A 15,732-nucleotide genomic window follows, 5' to 3' on the forward strand; every position below is an offset into this window, starting at 1 on the left:
TAAAATTCGCCTACATTGTGAGCTGGGTGAATGTTATAAAGGTGACAAGCAGCTTAGGGTAACTGTACTTGCCTCGCCGGTGTTGCACAGTGAAGTCAGCTGGTGCCGCGAGCGCTTTCTATCTTGCTATTCCCCTCATTCTCATTGAGATACGACAGCGGGGCTGAAAATGGATCTTGTACAATGATAAAAATTGCGCGCATTGCCGTGACGCTGGGCTTGCTTTCCACACTGGGAGCTCAGGCTTACGCGGCCGGGTTAGTAGTAAATGATAACGATCTGCGTAACGACCTTGCCTGGCTTTCCGATCGCGGGGTCATCCATCTGAGCCTGTCGACCTGGCCGCTAAGCCAGGAAGAGATTACCCGGGCGCTAAAAAAGGCCAAACCTTCTTATTCTTCTGAGCAAGTGGTTCTGGCACGTATCAACCAGAGACTGTCTGCTTTAAAAGCCGATTTCCGGGTTACCGGCTACACTTCAACCGACCAGCCGGGCACCCCGCAAGGGTTTGGCCAGACGCAGCCGGCAGATAACTCATTAGGCTTGGCGTTCAATAACAGCGGTGAGTGGTGGGATGTCCACCTCCAGGGTAACGTCGAAGGGGGAGAGCGGATCAGCAACGGATCGCGCTTTAATGCCAACGGCGCCTATGGCGCGGTGAAATTCTGGAACCAGTGGCTCTCCTTTGGCCAGGTACCGCAGTGGTGGGGACCTGGGTATGAAGGTAGCTTGATCCGCGGGGATGCGATGCGTCCAATGACCGGCTTCCTAATGCAGCGAGCCGAGCAGGCGGCGCCAGAGACCTGGTGGTTACGCTGGGTGGGGCCATGGCAGTATCAGATCTCGGCCAGCCAGATGAATCAATATACCGCGGTACCCCATGCCAAAATTATCGGCGGTCGTTTTACTTTCTCTCCTTTCCAGTCTTTAGAATTAGGCGCATCGCGTATTATGCAGTGGGGTGGGGAAGGCCGACCGCAATCATTTAGCAGTTTCTGGGATGGCTTTACCGGGAAAGACAATACTGGGACAGCCAACGAACCCGGAAATCAGCTGGCTGGTTTTGATTTTAAATTTAAACTCGAGCCAACACTTGGCTGGCCAGTGAGCTTCTACGGGCAAATGATCGGTGAGGATGAGTCCGGCTACCTACCATCAGCGAATATGTTTCTAGGTGGAGTGGAAGGCCACCACGGTTGGGGTAAGGATGCGGTAAACTGGTACATTGAAGCTCATGATACGCGCAGCAATATGAGTCGAACCAATTACAGCTATAACCATCATATCTATAAGGATGGCTATTACCAACAAGGGTATCCGCTTGGTGATGCGATGGGGGGGGATGGTCAGCTCATCGCAGGGAAAGTTGAGCTTATTACAGAGGATAACCAACGCTGGAGTACGCGTCTGGTATATGCCAAAGTTAACCCGGAGAATCAATTGATCAACAAAGCTTTCCCACATGCTGATACCTTGAAAGGTGTACAGCTGGGCTGGAGCGGGGATGTTTATCAGTCGGTCCGACTGAACACTTCTTTGTGGTACACCAATGCAAACCACAGCGACAGCGATGACGTTGGGGCCAGCGCAGGGATAGAGATACCGTTTAGTTTATAAGGCTGAATGCTGAAAACAGGGGAGAGGGTGGTAGTGCTGGAGGATGCAGTCAGCTCTTTTCTCTCCAAAGCCGGCAAGGAAGCAATGGCTATGACAGCTGCTCAGGAATTGGCAAATTTTGATTTACTGATGATGTGACATTATGAAGAAAAAACTTGTTAGATTTTCGGCATTAGCGTTGGCAATTGGGTTTTTATCGGGTTGTACAATTATTCCAGGTCAGGGACTAAATAGTCTACGTAAGAACGTGGTTGAACTCCCGGATAGCGACTACGATCTAGATAAGCTAGTCAATGTTTACCCTATGACTCCAGGGCTTATCGATCAGCTTCGTCCAGAGACCGTTCTTGCTCGTCCCAACCCACAGCTGGATAATTTACTTCGTAGTTATGAATACCGTATTGGGGTGGGTGACGTGCTGATGGTTACCGTATGGGACCATCCGGAACTCACAACGCCTGCAGGTCAATATCGTAGCGCTAGTGACACCGGTAACTGGGTGAACTCCGACGGCACCATTTTCTACCCATATATCGGTAAGGTGCAGGTGGCGGGGAAAACACTGAGCCAGGTACGCCAAGATATAGCAAGCCGTTTGACCACTTATATTGAAAGTCCTCAGGTGGATGTAAGCGTTGCGGCGTTTCGATCCCAGAAAGTTTATGTTACAGGTGAAGTTGCAAAATCAGGACAACAACCGATAACAAATATTCCTTTAACAGTTATGGATGCAATCAATGCTGCTGGCGGTCTTGCTCCTGATGCGGACTGGCGAAATGTTGTATTAACTCATAACGGTAAAGATACTAAAGTTTCTTTGTATGCATTAATGCAAAAAGGTGATTTGACTGAGAACCATTTGCTGTTCCCTGGAGATATTCTATTTGTTCCCCGAAATGATGATCTGAAAGTGTTTGTCATGGGCGAAGTGGGTAAACAAAGCACCATGAAAATGGATCGGAGTGGAATGACTTTAGCGGAAGCATTAGGTAACGCCGAAGGCATGTCTCAAGCATTCAGCGACGCCACAGGGGTATTTGTCATTCGCCAACTAAAAGGTGATAAGCAGGGTAAAATAGCAAATGTTTATCAACTTAATGCGCAAGATGCTTCTGCTATGGTTCTTGGCACTGAGTTTCAGTTACAACCATATGATATTGTGTATGTGACAACTGCACCTTTGGTTCGTTGGAATCGCGTAATTTCGCAACTTGTACCAACTATTTCTGGTGTACACGATATGACTGAAACCGCAAAATTCATTAAGGATTGGCCATAAATGTTTGATTCAATTCTTGTCGTCTGTACAGGGAACATATGTCGCTCTCCCATTGGTGAAAGATACTTGCGAAAATATCTACCGACAAAAAAAATAGACTCGGCCGGAACTGGAGCATTAGTGGATCGTTCCGCAGATCCGAGTGCTGAAAAAATAAGTTTGCAAAACGATCTCTCGCTAGCGGGTCATAAAGCTAGACAATTTACATCTGAATTAGCGAGAAAATATGAGTTGATATTAGTCATGGATAAAACTCATATTGAAGAAATTGGAAAGTTAGCTCCTGAAGCTAGAGGTAAAACAATGCTTTTTGGTCATTGGATGAATCATCGGGAGATTCCTGATCCGTATCGTAAAAGTGACGAAGCATTCGCATCTGTATATCAATTAATCAAACTAGCTGGCGATAGCTGGATTGAAAAATTAAGCTCATAAGATCAGGAACAATTTCATGTCATCGGGAAATAAACAAACCAATACAAAAGAAGCAGATGAAATAGATTTAGGCCGTATCATCGGTGAGTTAATTGATCATCGTAAGCTAATTATTTCAATAACTGCATTATTTACGTTATTAGCCTTAGTCTATGCTATTTTTTCAACCCCAATTTATCAAGCTGACGCGTTGGTCCAAGTAGAGCAAAAACAAGCGAACGCCATATTAAGTAATTTGAGTCAAATGTTACCTGATAGTCAGCCACAATCCGCTCCGGAGATTGCGCTGTTACAATCACGAATGATTTTAGGTAAAACTGTCGATGACTTGAATTTACAAATTCGTGTGCAAGAGAATTATTTTCCTCTATTTGGACGAGGTTGGGCAAGAATCTCTGGTAAAAAAGAGTCAGAAGTTAAAATTTCCAATCTCTACATACCGAAAAAGGACGGTGATACTCCTCAGGTTAACTTGATAGTTCAGGATGAAAAAAATTATATAATTGAAACGGATGACTTCAAGTTTAAAGGTGTTGTTGGAGAATTAGTTGAGGAGAAAGGCATTTCGATCAAAGTTGACAGTATATCTGCTCAACCCGGCACTTCTTTTACAGTATCCTATGTTAGCAAACTGAAAGCAATTTCGGATATCCAAGAACAATTAACAGTTTCTGATCAAGGAAAAGACACGGGGATATTAATATTATCTTTAATAGGTGATAATCCAAAACTAATTGAGGATATTATTGATAGTATTAGTAATAATTATCTAGCTCAGAACATATCTAGACAAGCTGCGCAAGATGAAAAAAGTTTAGAGTTTCTGAGCGCTCAATTACCTAAAGTTAGAAATGAATTGGATAATGCAGAAGATAAATTAAATCTTTACAGACGCCAAAATGATTCAGTTGATCTATCCTTAGAAGCTAAATCAGTATTGGATCAAATTGTAAATGTTGATAATCAATTAAATGAATTGACATTTAGAGAGTCAGAAATATCACAACTTTACACAAAAGAGCATCCTACATATAAGGCATTGATGGAAAAAAGGAAAACATTACAGGATGAGAAAGGAAAACTAAATAAGCGTGTGGCTGCTATGCCAGAAACGCAACAGGAAATACTCCGTTTAAGTCGCGATGTCGAGTCTGGCCGAGCTGTATACATGCAGTTGTTGAACAGACAGCAAGAATTAAACATTGCCAAATCCAGTGCCATTGGAAATGTGAGAATTATCGACAATGCCGTTACTCAGCCAAAGCCAATAAAACCTAAAAAAGCCATTATTGTGCTTCTTGGGATAATAGGTGGTGGGGTTGTGTCAATTGGACTGGTCTTTTTACAAATCTTCCTTAGAAGAGGGATTGAGTCACCAGAGCAACTAGAAGAAATCGGGATTAATGTCTATGCTAGTATTCCTGTAGCAGAAGCCTTTTCTAAACAAGCAATGCAGGCAGCAAAAACTATTAGTGTTAAAAAGAAAGCTAATAGTGAATATTCTGCTGGATTTTTAGCTGTAGAGAACCCTGCAGATCTTGCAATAGAAGCTATAAGGGGATTAAGAACAAGCCTTCATTTTGCAATGTTAGAATCACGCAACAAAATCCTTATGATATCTGGTGCTAGCCCGAACGCAGGTAAGACTTTTGTTAGTACTAATTTAGCTGCAGTAATCGCGCAAACTGGGAAGAAAGTACTCTTCGTCGATGCGGATCTACGCAAAGGGTATACGCATAAATTATTTAATGTATCAAACGACAATGGGTTGTCAGGAATACTTTCAGGTACAGTAACCGTCGATAAGGCTGTTAAACGATTGAAAGAGCCTGGTTTTGATTTTATATCACGAGGTATAGTACCTCCAAATCCAGCTGAATTATTGATGAACTCGAAGTTCAATGAACTTTTAGATTGGGCTAATCACAATTACGACTTAATCATTATTGATACGCCGCCTATTCTAGCAGTAACTGATGCAGCAATAATTGGCAATTATGCGGGGACAACAATGCTAATTGCAAGATTTGAATTAAATACTGCGAAAGAGATTGAAGTTAGTTATAAACGTTTTGAACAAAGCGGCGTGAAAGTTAAAGGATGTATTTTAAATGGAGTAGTTAAAAAAGCAAGTAGTTACTATAGTTACGGGTACAATCATTACGGTTATAGCTATACAGATAAAAAATAATCAAAAGGGGGCATATCAACATTGAAAGATATGCCTTACCTGATTTTTTCTTAATAGGTAAAAACCATATAAATGTTATAACTATTAACCGCGGACACAAAGATGAGTGGTAAAAAAGTCGCGAAAAATGCTTTCATGCTTTATATACGCATGAGCATAATGCTGCTAGTAAATTTGTATATGTCGAGAGTTGTATTAAATACTTTAGGTGTTACAGATTTTGGCATATATAATGTTACTGGTGGTGTTGTATTGATGTTTTCTTTTATCAGCAACACTATGGCTAGCGCATCTCAAAGATTTTATTCATATGAGATAGGTAAAGGTAATAGTGAAAAACTAAAAGGACTATTTTCAGCAACGTTTATTATATATCTATCCTTCGCAATCATCATCTTTATACTAGCAGAGACAATTGGCTATTGGTTTGTCAGTAATCATTTAAATATTCCTGCTGAACGATATGATGCAGCGAAATTTGTATATCATGCGTCAATCTTCACATTTATTTTTACGATCATTAGAGTGCCATTTACATCTTTTATTATTGCTAAGGAAAGAATGAGCTTTTTTGCCTGGAGTAGTATCATTGAGGCGTTGCTTAAACTTTGTTTGGCTTTTACAATTGTATATATTTCATTTGATAAACTGGAACTTTATGCATTATTAATGCTATTTGTTTCTGTGGTAATAACTTTTTGGTACTATATTTTTTGCAAGTTAGCATTTATAGAAACTAAGTTAATGCTTGTGAAAGAAAAAAAAATATTCTCAGAATTAACTAGCTACGCTGGCTGGAATTCCTTCACTTCAATTGCAAATATAATGGTAGACCAAGGAATTAATATAACATTGAATATATTTTTTGGTCCTGTGGTTAACGCTGCAAGAAGTATTTCTTATCAGATAAAGGCTCAAGTTACCACGTTTGTTGGCAACGTTCAGATGGCCGCAAACCCTCATATAATTAAGTTATATGCTGAGGGTAAATATAATGAAATGGAAAATATTGTACTGCTAAGTTCACGTGTTACGTACTATTTTATGTTTGTGGTTGCACTTCCATTTCTGCTTGAGACAGATATTATATTGAAGTGGTGGTTAATTAATATTCCTCCTCATACGGTATTATTTTGTCAGTTAGTAATTGTAAATATTTTGATTGAAACTATTTCTGGCACAGTAACTTCTGCCATCCAAGCAACAGGTAAAATAAGAAAATATCAAACGATTGTTGGTTGCATCCTGCTGACATCTGTCCCTCTTGCATACATGTTATTAAGTTTTGGGTTATCACCTGAAATTACAGTTATTCTTACTTGTATCCTTTCATTAATTTGTGTAGCAGTCAGATTATTGATCTACCGAGAATTATTAAAAACAAGAATAACTATTTACTTCAAAAAAGTAATTTTTAGTTGTATGAGTGTATCTATAATTGCATCAGTTATTCCAATATTAGCTAAAAATTATTTGTTAGAAGGGCAGGGTGTAGTCTCGTTTATATTTATATCCATGCTTTGTTTAATTTGTACGATAACAACAATTATTATAATTGGTATAACAAACGAAGAGCGAGCTTTTTTATTTAATAAATTTTTAAAAATTCTTAAAAAGAAAGGTTAATACAATGAAAGAAGTTAAAGTACATTGGTGTAATATTGAAAACTTTGGTGATGCACTTAATCCTTATCTGATATCAAAAATATCGGGGCTACCTGTAAAATATAGAAACTATAAGACACCATCATACTATAAAGAATTAAGGTCATTGGCAAAATGTATTTTAACTTTCAAAAAATACGATTTTAATCGGATGTTACCCTATAATAGGCGTGAGAGTGTTGTATTAGGAATAGGCTCTTTACTTGATCGTTCACGTAGTAACTTTTCTGTTTGGGGTAGCGGCTATATGAACAATTTTGAGAGGGCCGAAGGTGGTACATTGCATGCGGTGAGAGGTAGATTTTCGGCAGAAAAGCTTATGAAAGAAGGATTCCCATACTGTTCTGTTTGGGGTGATCCGGGCTTACTTTTACCAAGGGTGTATTGCCCTAAAAAGAATAAACATTATAAGGTGGGTATTATACCTCATCTTAAAGACTATGATTATTTTAAAAATAAATATAGAAGCAATAAAAATATAAAAGTTATAGATCTGAAAACTAAAGATATAGAGTTTGTTGTCGATGAGATAATTTCTTGTGAATATATCCTATCAACTTCTCTGCATGGAGTCATTGTGGCCCAAGCATATGATATACCAACATTGTGGATTAAACATAATGATATAAATACTGATGGTATAAAATTCTATGATTATTTTGATTCTGTGGGCATTAAACCATATGATGGTTTTGAGGACTATGAATCTTTAATAAATGATTATGAATCGGCATTTGTAAAACATGCCAACATTAGTAAGATCACGACAGATCTTAAAAAAATGCAAGATAACTTATTATCGGTTGCTCCTTTCCCAGTGCTCGATAAATTTAAATGATACTTAAAGGTTAAAACCATGGTGATTTTTAGAATTATCAGAAAATTAATAGTCTATGGGACTGGGCGAAAAGAGGGGACGAAATTATATGATGGTTATGTGCAACTAAATGGCCAAGAGGCAAATGATTATATTTCAAAGATCATTGCAAGCCAAAAACCAGTTATGGTAGCTAAATTTGGCACTATTGAATTGAATGCACTAGTATCTCATTTATGTAATAAACAAGAATCCTACAGTTTAAAAGATTATGTTGATTACTTTCGAGGTGAAAAACCAACTCTGTGGTGGAAGATAAAAATCGATTCATTATGCAGTAATGCCGGCTTCTTCCCTAATGATAGCTCATTATTAGAAAATTTTTATCAAGTTTATCATCAGGCAATTAAAAATATCGACGTGCTTGGCAGTTATATTTATAATGAAAAGTATTTTGCCCAAGATTTAGTAAATTCAGTTAAAGTTGACTTAGATGGTTACTACGCCCCTTTTTTATATAATCGACCATGGACCAAAAAATTAGAAGGGCGTAAAGTTTTAGTTATCCATCCATTCATTGATGAAATAAAAAGACAATATGCGAATCGGGAAAAAATATGGTCAGACACAGATGTATTACCTAACTTCGAACTACTGACATACAAACCAATAGTTTCGATGCTAGATAAGAAAACTGAATTTAAAAATTGGTTCGAAGCGTTAGAAAAAATGCAAAGCGATATCAAAAAAATTGATTTCGATGTTGCAATAATTGGCTGTGGCGCTTACGGTTTGCCTTTAGCATCATTTGTTAAGAATTTAGGTAAGCAATCTATTCATCTAGCAGGATGGACCCAAGTTCTATTTGGAATTAAAGGAAAGCGGTGGGATGATTTGCCACAAATTAGTAAGTTTTATAATGACCATTGGATACGGCCAGGACAAAATACAAAAGTTGAGGGTTTTACAAAAATTGAAAATGGATGCTATTGGTAATGTCGAAATTTTAAAGCATAATAATAAATAATAAAATTACTTAAAGAGATTTGTGATGAAAATAAACAAAAACAATTTCGGGATCTATATGCTATATGTATATCCCGTGATTTTTTATCAATTCTATCATTATATTAGCATTAATGTGACAATTGCAAAATTATTGTTTTTTGCAATGATTTCGGGATTGATCGTTTATTTGATGCCAAGTCTCTTTAAAATAAAGAGAAAATCTAAATATGAAATCCCATTTCGTCTTTTACTTTTAATTATCGTATTTTCCATGTTCAGTTCCTTACTATTTTGGGGGCAGGATATAATATTATCTTTTAGGGCTACGGCACCATATTTAGGTCTAATATATTTTTTCCTTTTAATGAAAGTAAGGCCAGAAAAAGAACAATTAGAGAGAATTGCATTTCTTTTTTGCTGTATTTATATTGTTTTATGGTGTTATGGTATGATAAAAGCACCACAAGTGATATTCAGTTCCGACCCTGATGCAGGTATTGATGATAGTCGTGGTATATTTAGGCTATCATTGGAAGGTAAGGGTTTTTTAGTCCTTGGCTTTTTTATTGCTGTGACTAAATATGTTTATGAAAGATATGTAAAATGGCTTGTGTGTTTCGTGTTTTTATTTGCAATAATTATATTGCAAGTGGCACGCCAAATGATTCTGTTTAGCTTTTTGATTTCTGCTGTATATTTATTAAGAAAAACAAAATGGCTTTGGATGATAGTTGCTCTGGCTACTCTCGTTATTATAGTAAATGGGATTAATATTAACATTAACGATGATGGTTTGGTCAGTAGGCTAATCTACATCAGTACCAAACAGTTGCAAGAACACAATACAGGTAACGAGAATGTCAGGCTTTTAGAATATCAATATTTTTTAACTTCCTATTCTAAAAATATATTTACTGATATTTTTGGTAATGGCGTTCCACATGTAGAATCCCTATATGGTCATAAAGAAGTAAACATTAAGGAACAGTTTGCTTATTTCTTGAGTGATGTTGGATATGCTGAAGTCTTCATTCGATTTGGGTTTATTGGGTTATTTTTATATATACTAATGTTCCTGCGCGCGGCTAAACAATCTGTCTCCTCAGATATTGTCTATGCAAAAATGTTTATCATTTATATTGCATGCGTGTCTGTAACTTCTTCTTGGATATTCAAAGACATAATTCCAATATGTATTTCTTTTTATCTCTTAGAAATGGATAATCTTAGTAGGCTTAATAAGCTTAAAAAATAATATTCTTAAAATATCAATTAATAATGGGTAATAGAATGAGTGACATTAAATTCTCGATAGGCATACCAGCTTACAAGGCTAAATATTTATATAATTGTATAGAGAGTATACTTAATCAAACATATACAAATTTCGAGCTGATCATTGTAAATGATGCTTCTCCAGAAGATTTAGACACTATTGTAAGTAGATTTAATGACGAACGTATAATTTATTCAACAAATGAAAAGAATTATGGAGCCGAAGAAGTTATAGGAAACTGGAATAAGTGTCTTTCATTTGCAACTGGTGAATATTTTATTCTCATGGGTGATGATGATACCTTGGACAAGCATTACCTCGAAGAGTTTTATAAAACGATCCAAGAGTATCCAGAGTCTAACGTATTCCATTGTAGATCAAACATAATTGATGAAAATTCGGCTATCATATCATTAACTCAAAGTTGGCCACAACGTGAATCTTTGTTAGATAACATGTGGCATAGATTAAATGGCTTTCGTCAACAGTTTATTTCTGATTTTGTATATAAACGTAATTTCCTCATTGAAAATAATGGTTTTTTTTATAATAAGTTAGCGTGGGCCTCAGATGATATTACTGCATATCAAGCAATGCGCGATAATGGGATCATTCACATTAATAAGGCTTTATTAAACTATAGACGAAGTCCAATAACTATTTCATCTTCTGGTTCTGTTGAGTTGAAGCTACAAGCAATTATATATGAATATGATTGGTATAATAAGTTTTTATCGCAATGCTGTAATCTTCAAGAACAAGATGAATTAATAAAACAAATAATTTTAAAAGATTTAAATAAACTAAAAAGGAAAAAAAATATTCATACTTTAGCCTATAGTGGTTTCTTTAATGGGAAAAGCTATTTTTATAATTTTTTATATTGGTTGGCGAAGCGCAAGAAATATAATATTTCATTGAAAGACTATTTCTTTATTAACATTCTCGCTTTAAAGAAAGCAAAAGCAAAGGATAAGTGACATAATGAATATATATTTTTATCCGCCACCACGAAATAATGAAAGAAAAGTAGTTAACAATCCTTATTGTCAGGAATTTATCAATTCCCTAAGTGCTGATTTTAATATCAATAAAAAATCTAAATTTTCTGTAGATATTTTAGATTTATTTTTTTCATCATTTAAAAATGATGTTGTAATTTTGAATTGGATAGAGAATGTTGCGATTAAAAGATTTGCTATAATACAATTTTTTATCGCTGTTTGTATTTTTATCATTCTGAGAGTAAGGAATGTAAAAGTTATATGGATAATGCATAATATTTTCCCGCATAAAGGAAGAAATATACTAGTTAAGTTGATGTTAAACCTATTATATAATCAAAGTGATATAATTATCACTCATTCTAGACAGGCCGAGGTTTTTTTAAGAGATAATAAAGCTATTAAAGGCGAAATTATATTTTCACATCATCCCATTAATGACTCGTTGATAAATAATAACAAATCAGAATCCCGCAGAATTAATAAAGAAAGTAAAAAGTATGATGCAATTATTTGGGGAACTATAGAACCTTATAAAGGAATACTTGAATTTCTAATGTTCTATAGTTCTACAAAAAGAATAAATATCGATAAAATGCTAATAATTGGCAGGTGTAAAAACGAAAGTTATTTTCAGGAACTTTTGAAGTACTGCCCGAATAATATTGAAATACACAATAGGAAAGTCGATTTTTCAGAATTATCTGTGCTAATTGAAGACAGTAAGTGCGTGCTTTTTCCTTACAAGTCAGGTTCTATTTCAAGTTCTGGTGCATTAATGGATACCATTGCTTTAGGTGGAGTTGCTATTGGACCTGATGTTGGGGCATTCAAAGATCTGGAAAAAGAAGGGGTATGCAAGACTTTTTCTGATTATTCTGAAATTTCCAGCCTAATAGAAAATATAGAAGATATAAAACCTGATAATTTGTCTAACTTTATCAAAAATAATACATGGAAAAATTTTGGTGATCATATTTCTATGCGTATTAAAAGAATATGCACTAATAAATAGGAACTATCATGAAGAAAACAATATTTGTTGACCATACATCTCGTATTGGGGGGGCTCAACTTTCTTTATTTGATATAGCTCTTTACTTGAAAGAAAACTCCTCAGTTTTACTCTTCGGAGATGGTGAGTTTTACAAAATGCTTCAAGACAAAAATGTGGATGTAAAACTATATGATTTAGAAAAAATATTATATCCATTAAAAAGAGATGTTAGTATATTAAAGGTTTGCAAGTCTGCTTTTTCATTGGCTTTAAGATTATTTACCATCAGAAAACTATTGAAGCAGTATGACATCGTATATACAAATTCTTTTAAATCGTATGTAATATCTTCTTTAAGTCTTCTGGGTATCAAAAGAAAGGTCATCCTTCACTTGCGAGACGCACTGACAAAAGATAATTTTTCGCCAATAGTTATAAAAACTGTTATTAATTTTACAAAAATATTCCATACAAATGTCATTGCAAATTCTTCTTATACCAAAGAGTGCTTTGTATCGTCTGGGGGTAATAGTAAACAATGTACAGTTATATTAAATGCGGTTAACAGCAATGAATTTTTAGATATTAGTGAAATTGATTTCCATGGTGAGTATTTAAATATATTATCTTTAGGTCGCATATCTCCTTGGAAAGGTCAGCATATTGTAATCGAAGCAATTAAAGATCTCGAATTCGTAAAACTCAGAATTGTTGGTTCTGCAAATTTCGGAGAGGATGACTATTTTAATTATTTAAAAAAACTGGTATCAGATTATAATTTGCAACATAGAGTAGAGTTTTGTCCTTTCTCTTTAGATATTAAAGACCATCTTTCATGGTGTAGTGTATTTATACATTCTTCAACTTCTCCAGAACCATTTGGACGAGTTGTCGTTGAGGGGATGCTTGCCGGTCGTGTTGTTATCGCGACTGATTCTGGTGGTGTACCTGAAATAATCAATAATGAATCTTATGGCATATTAGTTCCGCCAGGAGATATAACAAGGCTTAATAAAGCAATCAATGACATTTATCTTGATAAAGATAAATATAAAATTGTTGCCAATAAAGGGAAAGAGAAGGCGATTAAAGACTTTTCATTACCTGTTTTGTATACCAATATTACAAGCTATCTCAATAATCTTAAATAATCTATCTGCTATGCAGATGAGGCTTATATGTCAAAATGGTTTGTATGTATTTGCTGTGTGTGTTATTTCTCCGTAAGTTATGCGCAAGAATTTAACCTTGGAATTGCGGCTCATTTATTGTCAAACAATCCTTCTTCTTTAAACCCAAATACAGCCAATACCAAAATAAAAGCGGCAGGTATTAGGTATGTAAGAATGGATGCTTTATGGCGCGATGTTGAAATCAATAAAGGCCAATTAGCAATCCCGAAAAAATGGGATGAAGTAATAAATGAGCAAAAAAAATTAGGTTTAGAGCCTATTTTAATACTAGCTTATGGCAATAAGAATTATCAAAATGGAGATAAACCGACAGATAAAGACAGCATTGATGCTTATGTCAGATATGCATCATATGTGGTGAATCATTTTAAAGGACGCGTTAAATATTATCAAATATGGAATGAATGGAATGGTACAGCCGGAGCAACTTCAGTAGGTAGCGTTCGCGATTATAAGATATTAGTTAAAGCTGCGTATCCGGTCATAAAAAAAATAAATCCTGCGTCTGTTATCATTACGGGTGAGTTTTCTAATGGTGCCTTTAATAAAGAGTTGGGGCTTACTTCTGAGGATTTCTTGAGAGTCTTTTTGTCTCAGGATATGGTCAACTATACTGATGTAATCGGTATTCATCCTTATGTTGTATATAGGACCCCACCATATAATGGCTACTGGGCCTATTTGTCACAAATAAAATATGCATCTAGTCTTGTTAAACAGAGTAGAGGATTCTCTAATAAACCTCTTTTTATTACAGAAATAGGCTGGAGCACAGCAAGCTCTAATAAAGGTGTTAGTGAAAAATCACAAAGCCAATTTATTACTAATGCTATTTGTGATGCAAAGAAAATTGGTATTTCTGCCGTCATTATTTATCAGATACGGGATGGGCTACCAAATAATTCACATCCTACAGAACCGGGGTTTGGTATTTATAAGTATAATTGGGATGAAAAACCAATTATAAGTTCCCTTAAAAGTAAAGGTTGCTGGTAAACGTAGGTTTAATACTGTCTTTCTATGATATAGAACCTTTTAACAAAATTTTATGATGTGTTAGGATTTGTTATGTCACAAAAACCGAATGTTGGAATTGTTGCAGATTGGCTGGTAACTTATGCAGGTGCTGAACGTGTAATAAAAGAATTTCTGGATATTTTTCCAGAATCAGAACTATACTCTATTGTCGATTTTTTGCAACCTGAAGCTCGGAATGAATTACATGGAAAACACGCAGTAACATCATTCATTCAAAATTTACCAAAATCCAAAAACAATTATCAAAAGTATTTGCCATTAATGCCTTTAGCGATTGAGCAATTGGATGTTTCTTCACATGATATTATTCTCTCTAGTAGTCATGCTGTTGCTAAAGGTATTTTAACCGGTCCAGATCAATTACACATAAGTTATGTCCATTCACCAATACGTTATGCATGGGACTTACAACACCAATATCTACGGGAAGCTGGCTTTAATAAAGGAATTAAAGCTTCTATTGTAAAATACTTATTGCATAAAATTAGGCTTTGGGATTATCGAACGGCAAATGGAGTTGATCATTTCATTGCAAACTCCCAGTTTATATCTAGGCGTATCAAAAAAGTATATAATCGTGAGTCCACGGTCATCTACCCTCCTGTAGACGTAGAACGATTTACTCTTAATGATAAAAAAGAAGATTATTACTTTACTGCATCAAGAATGGTACCATATAAGCGTATAGACTTGATTGTTGAAGCGTTTTCTAAAATGCCTGAAAAAAAACTGATTGTTATAGGTGATGGCAGTGAAATAGGTAAGGTAAAGTCTAAAGCTTCAAAAAACGTTGAAATCTTGGGATATCAACCAAATCATATTATGTTAGAGCATATGCAAAATGCAAAAGCTTTCGTCTTTGCAGCGGAAGAAGATTTCGGTATAACCCCCGTTGAAGCTCAGGCTTGCGGGACCCCTGTTATTGCATTTGGAAAAGGAGGTTCACTGGAAACAATCCGTCCTTTAGGAGTAGACAATCCAACAGGTTTATTTTTCAGTGAACAAACCATTGAATCAATTATTAGTCAAGTAAATGCTTTCGAACGAAATGTTGAAATTTTCGAACCTGAAAACTGTCGTTTGAATTCTCTTAGATTTTCATCATTACGATTTAAAAACGAAATGGATAATTTCATTAATGACAAGTGGTTAAAATTTCAGGAATCTAAAAAAATCACTTATTAAAAGCTTTGGGGTTAAAAGATATATATG

Annotated in this window: 13 protein-coding genes; all 13 read left to right on the forward strand. The window is 35.6% G+C overall.

Annotated elements, in window-relative coordinates; genetic code table 11:
- Window positions 1-183: 183 nt before the first annotated feature.
- The 13 genes from KB892_RS07220 to KB892_RS07280 all read left to right on the forward strand — a co-directional run bounded on the left by KB892_RS07220 (window position 184) and on the right by KB892_RS07280 (window position 15,705).
- Window positions 184-1,617, forward strand: a complete 1,434-nt coding sequence (locus tag KB892_RS07220) for a capsule assembly Wzi family protein (protein ID WP_039819880.1) — start codon at window positions 184-186, stop codon at window positions 1,615-1,617.
- Between the two features lie 142 nt (window positions 1,618-1,759).
- Window positions 1,760-2,896, forward strand: coding sequence for a polysaccharide export protein (locus KB892_RS07225; protein WP_038435507.1), 1,137 nt, complete (start codon window positions 1,760-1,762; stop codon window positions 2,894-2,896).
- Window positions 2,897-3,331, forward strand: coding sequence for an arsenate reductase/protein-tyrosine-phosphatase family protein (locus KB892_RS07230; RefSeq protein ID WP_071557784.1), 435 nt, complete (start codon window positions 2,897-2,899; stop codon window positions 3,329-3,331). It abuts the gene before it with no gap.
- Window positions 3,332-3,347: 16 nt separating this feature from the next.
- The gene (locus KB892_RS07235) at window positions 3,348-5,522 is read left to right on the forward strand and encodes a polysaccharide biosynthesis tyrosine autokinase (protein ID WP_039819883.1); all 2,175 of its coding nucleotides are present in this window, start codon (window positions 3,348-3,350) and stop codon (window positions 5,520-5,522) included.
- Window positions 5,523-5,624: 102 nt separating this feature from the next.
- A complete protein-coding gene (locus KB892_RS07240; protein ID WP_072353992.1) occupies window positions 5,625-7,148 on the forward strand; it encodes a lipopolysaccharide biosynthesis protein in 1,524 nt (507 codons plus the stop codon).
- Between the two features lie 4 nt (window positions 7,149-7,152).
- Window positions 7,153-8,025, forward strand: coding sequence for a polysaccharide pyruvyl transferase family protein (locus tag KB892_RS07245; protein WP_107317138.1), 873 nt, complete (start codon window positions 7,153-7,155; stop codon window positions 8,023-8,025).
- A gap of 18 nt (window positions 8,026-8,043) precedes the next feature.
- Window positions 8,044-9,000, forward strand: a complete 957-nt coding sequence (locus tag KB892_RS07250) for a hypothetical protein (protein ID WP_052285805.1) — start codon at window positions 8,044-8,046, stop codon at window positions 8,998-9,000.
- A gap of 55 nt (window positions 9,001-9,055) precedes the next feature.
- Entirely contained in the window at window positions 9,056-10,267 is a 1,212-nt protein-coding gene (locus KB892_RS07255) for a hypothetical protein (protein WP_211778024.1), read from the forward strand.
- Window positions 10,268-10,302: 35 nt separating this feature from the next.
- Complete coding sequence (locus KB892_RS07260; RefSeq protein ID WP_158208766.1) at window positions 10,303-11,268, forward strand: glycosyltransferase family 2 protein; 966 nt, start codon at window positions 10,303-10,305, stop codon at window positions 11,266-11,268.
- Between the two features lie 4 nt (window positions 11,269-11,272).
- Complete coding sequence (locus KB892_RS07265) at window positions 11,273-12,307, forward strand: glycosyltransferase family protein (RefSeq protein ID WP_123677149.1); 1,035 nt, start codon at window positions 11,273-11,275, stop codon at window positions 12,305-12,307.
- An 8-nt stretch (window positions 12,308-12,315) separates the two neighbouring features.
- Complete coding sequence (locus tag KB892_RS07270; RefSeq protein ID WP_071557782.1) at window positions 12,316-13,440, forward strand: glycosyltransferase family 4 protein; 1,125 nt, start codon at window positions 12,316-12,318, stop codon at window positions 13,438-13,440.
- A 27-nt stretch (window positions 13,441-13,467) separates the two neighbouring features.
- Window positions 13,468-14,478, forward strand: coding sequence for a cellulase family glycosylhydrolase (locus KB892_RS07275; RefSeq protein WP_123677148.1), 1,011 nt, complete (start codon window positions 13,468-13,470; stop codon window positions 14,476-14,478).
- A 72-nt stretch (window positions 14,479-14,550) separates the two neighbouring features.
- Window positions 14,551-15,705 carry a glycosyltransferase family 4 protein gene (locus KB892_RS07280; protein ID WP_039819503.1) on the forward strand — a complete coding sequence of 385 codons (1,155 nt, stop codon included), beginning with the start codon at window positions 14,551-14,553 and terminating at the stop codon, window positions 15,703-15,705.
- Window positions 15,706-15,732: the final 27 nt, after the last annotated feature.

It is taken from the genome of Klebsiella sp. P1927, from assembly GCF_018204675.1.
Classification (GTDB): domain Bacteria; phylum Pseudomonadota; class Gammaproteobacteria; order Enterobacterales; family Enterobacteriaceae; genus Klebsiella; species Klebsiella pneumoniae.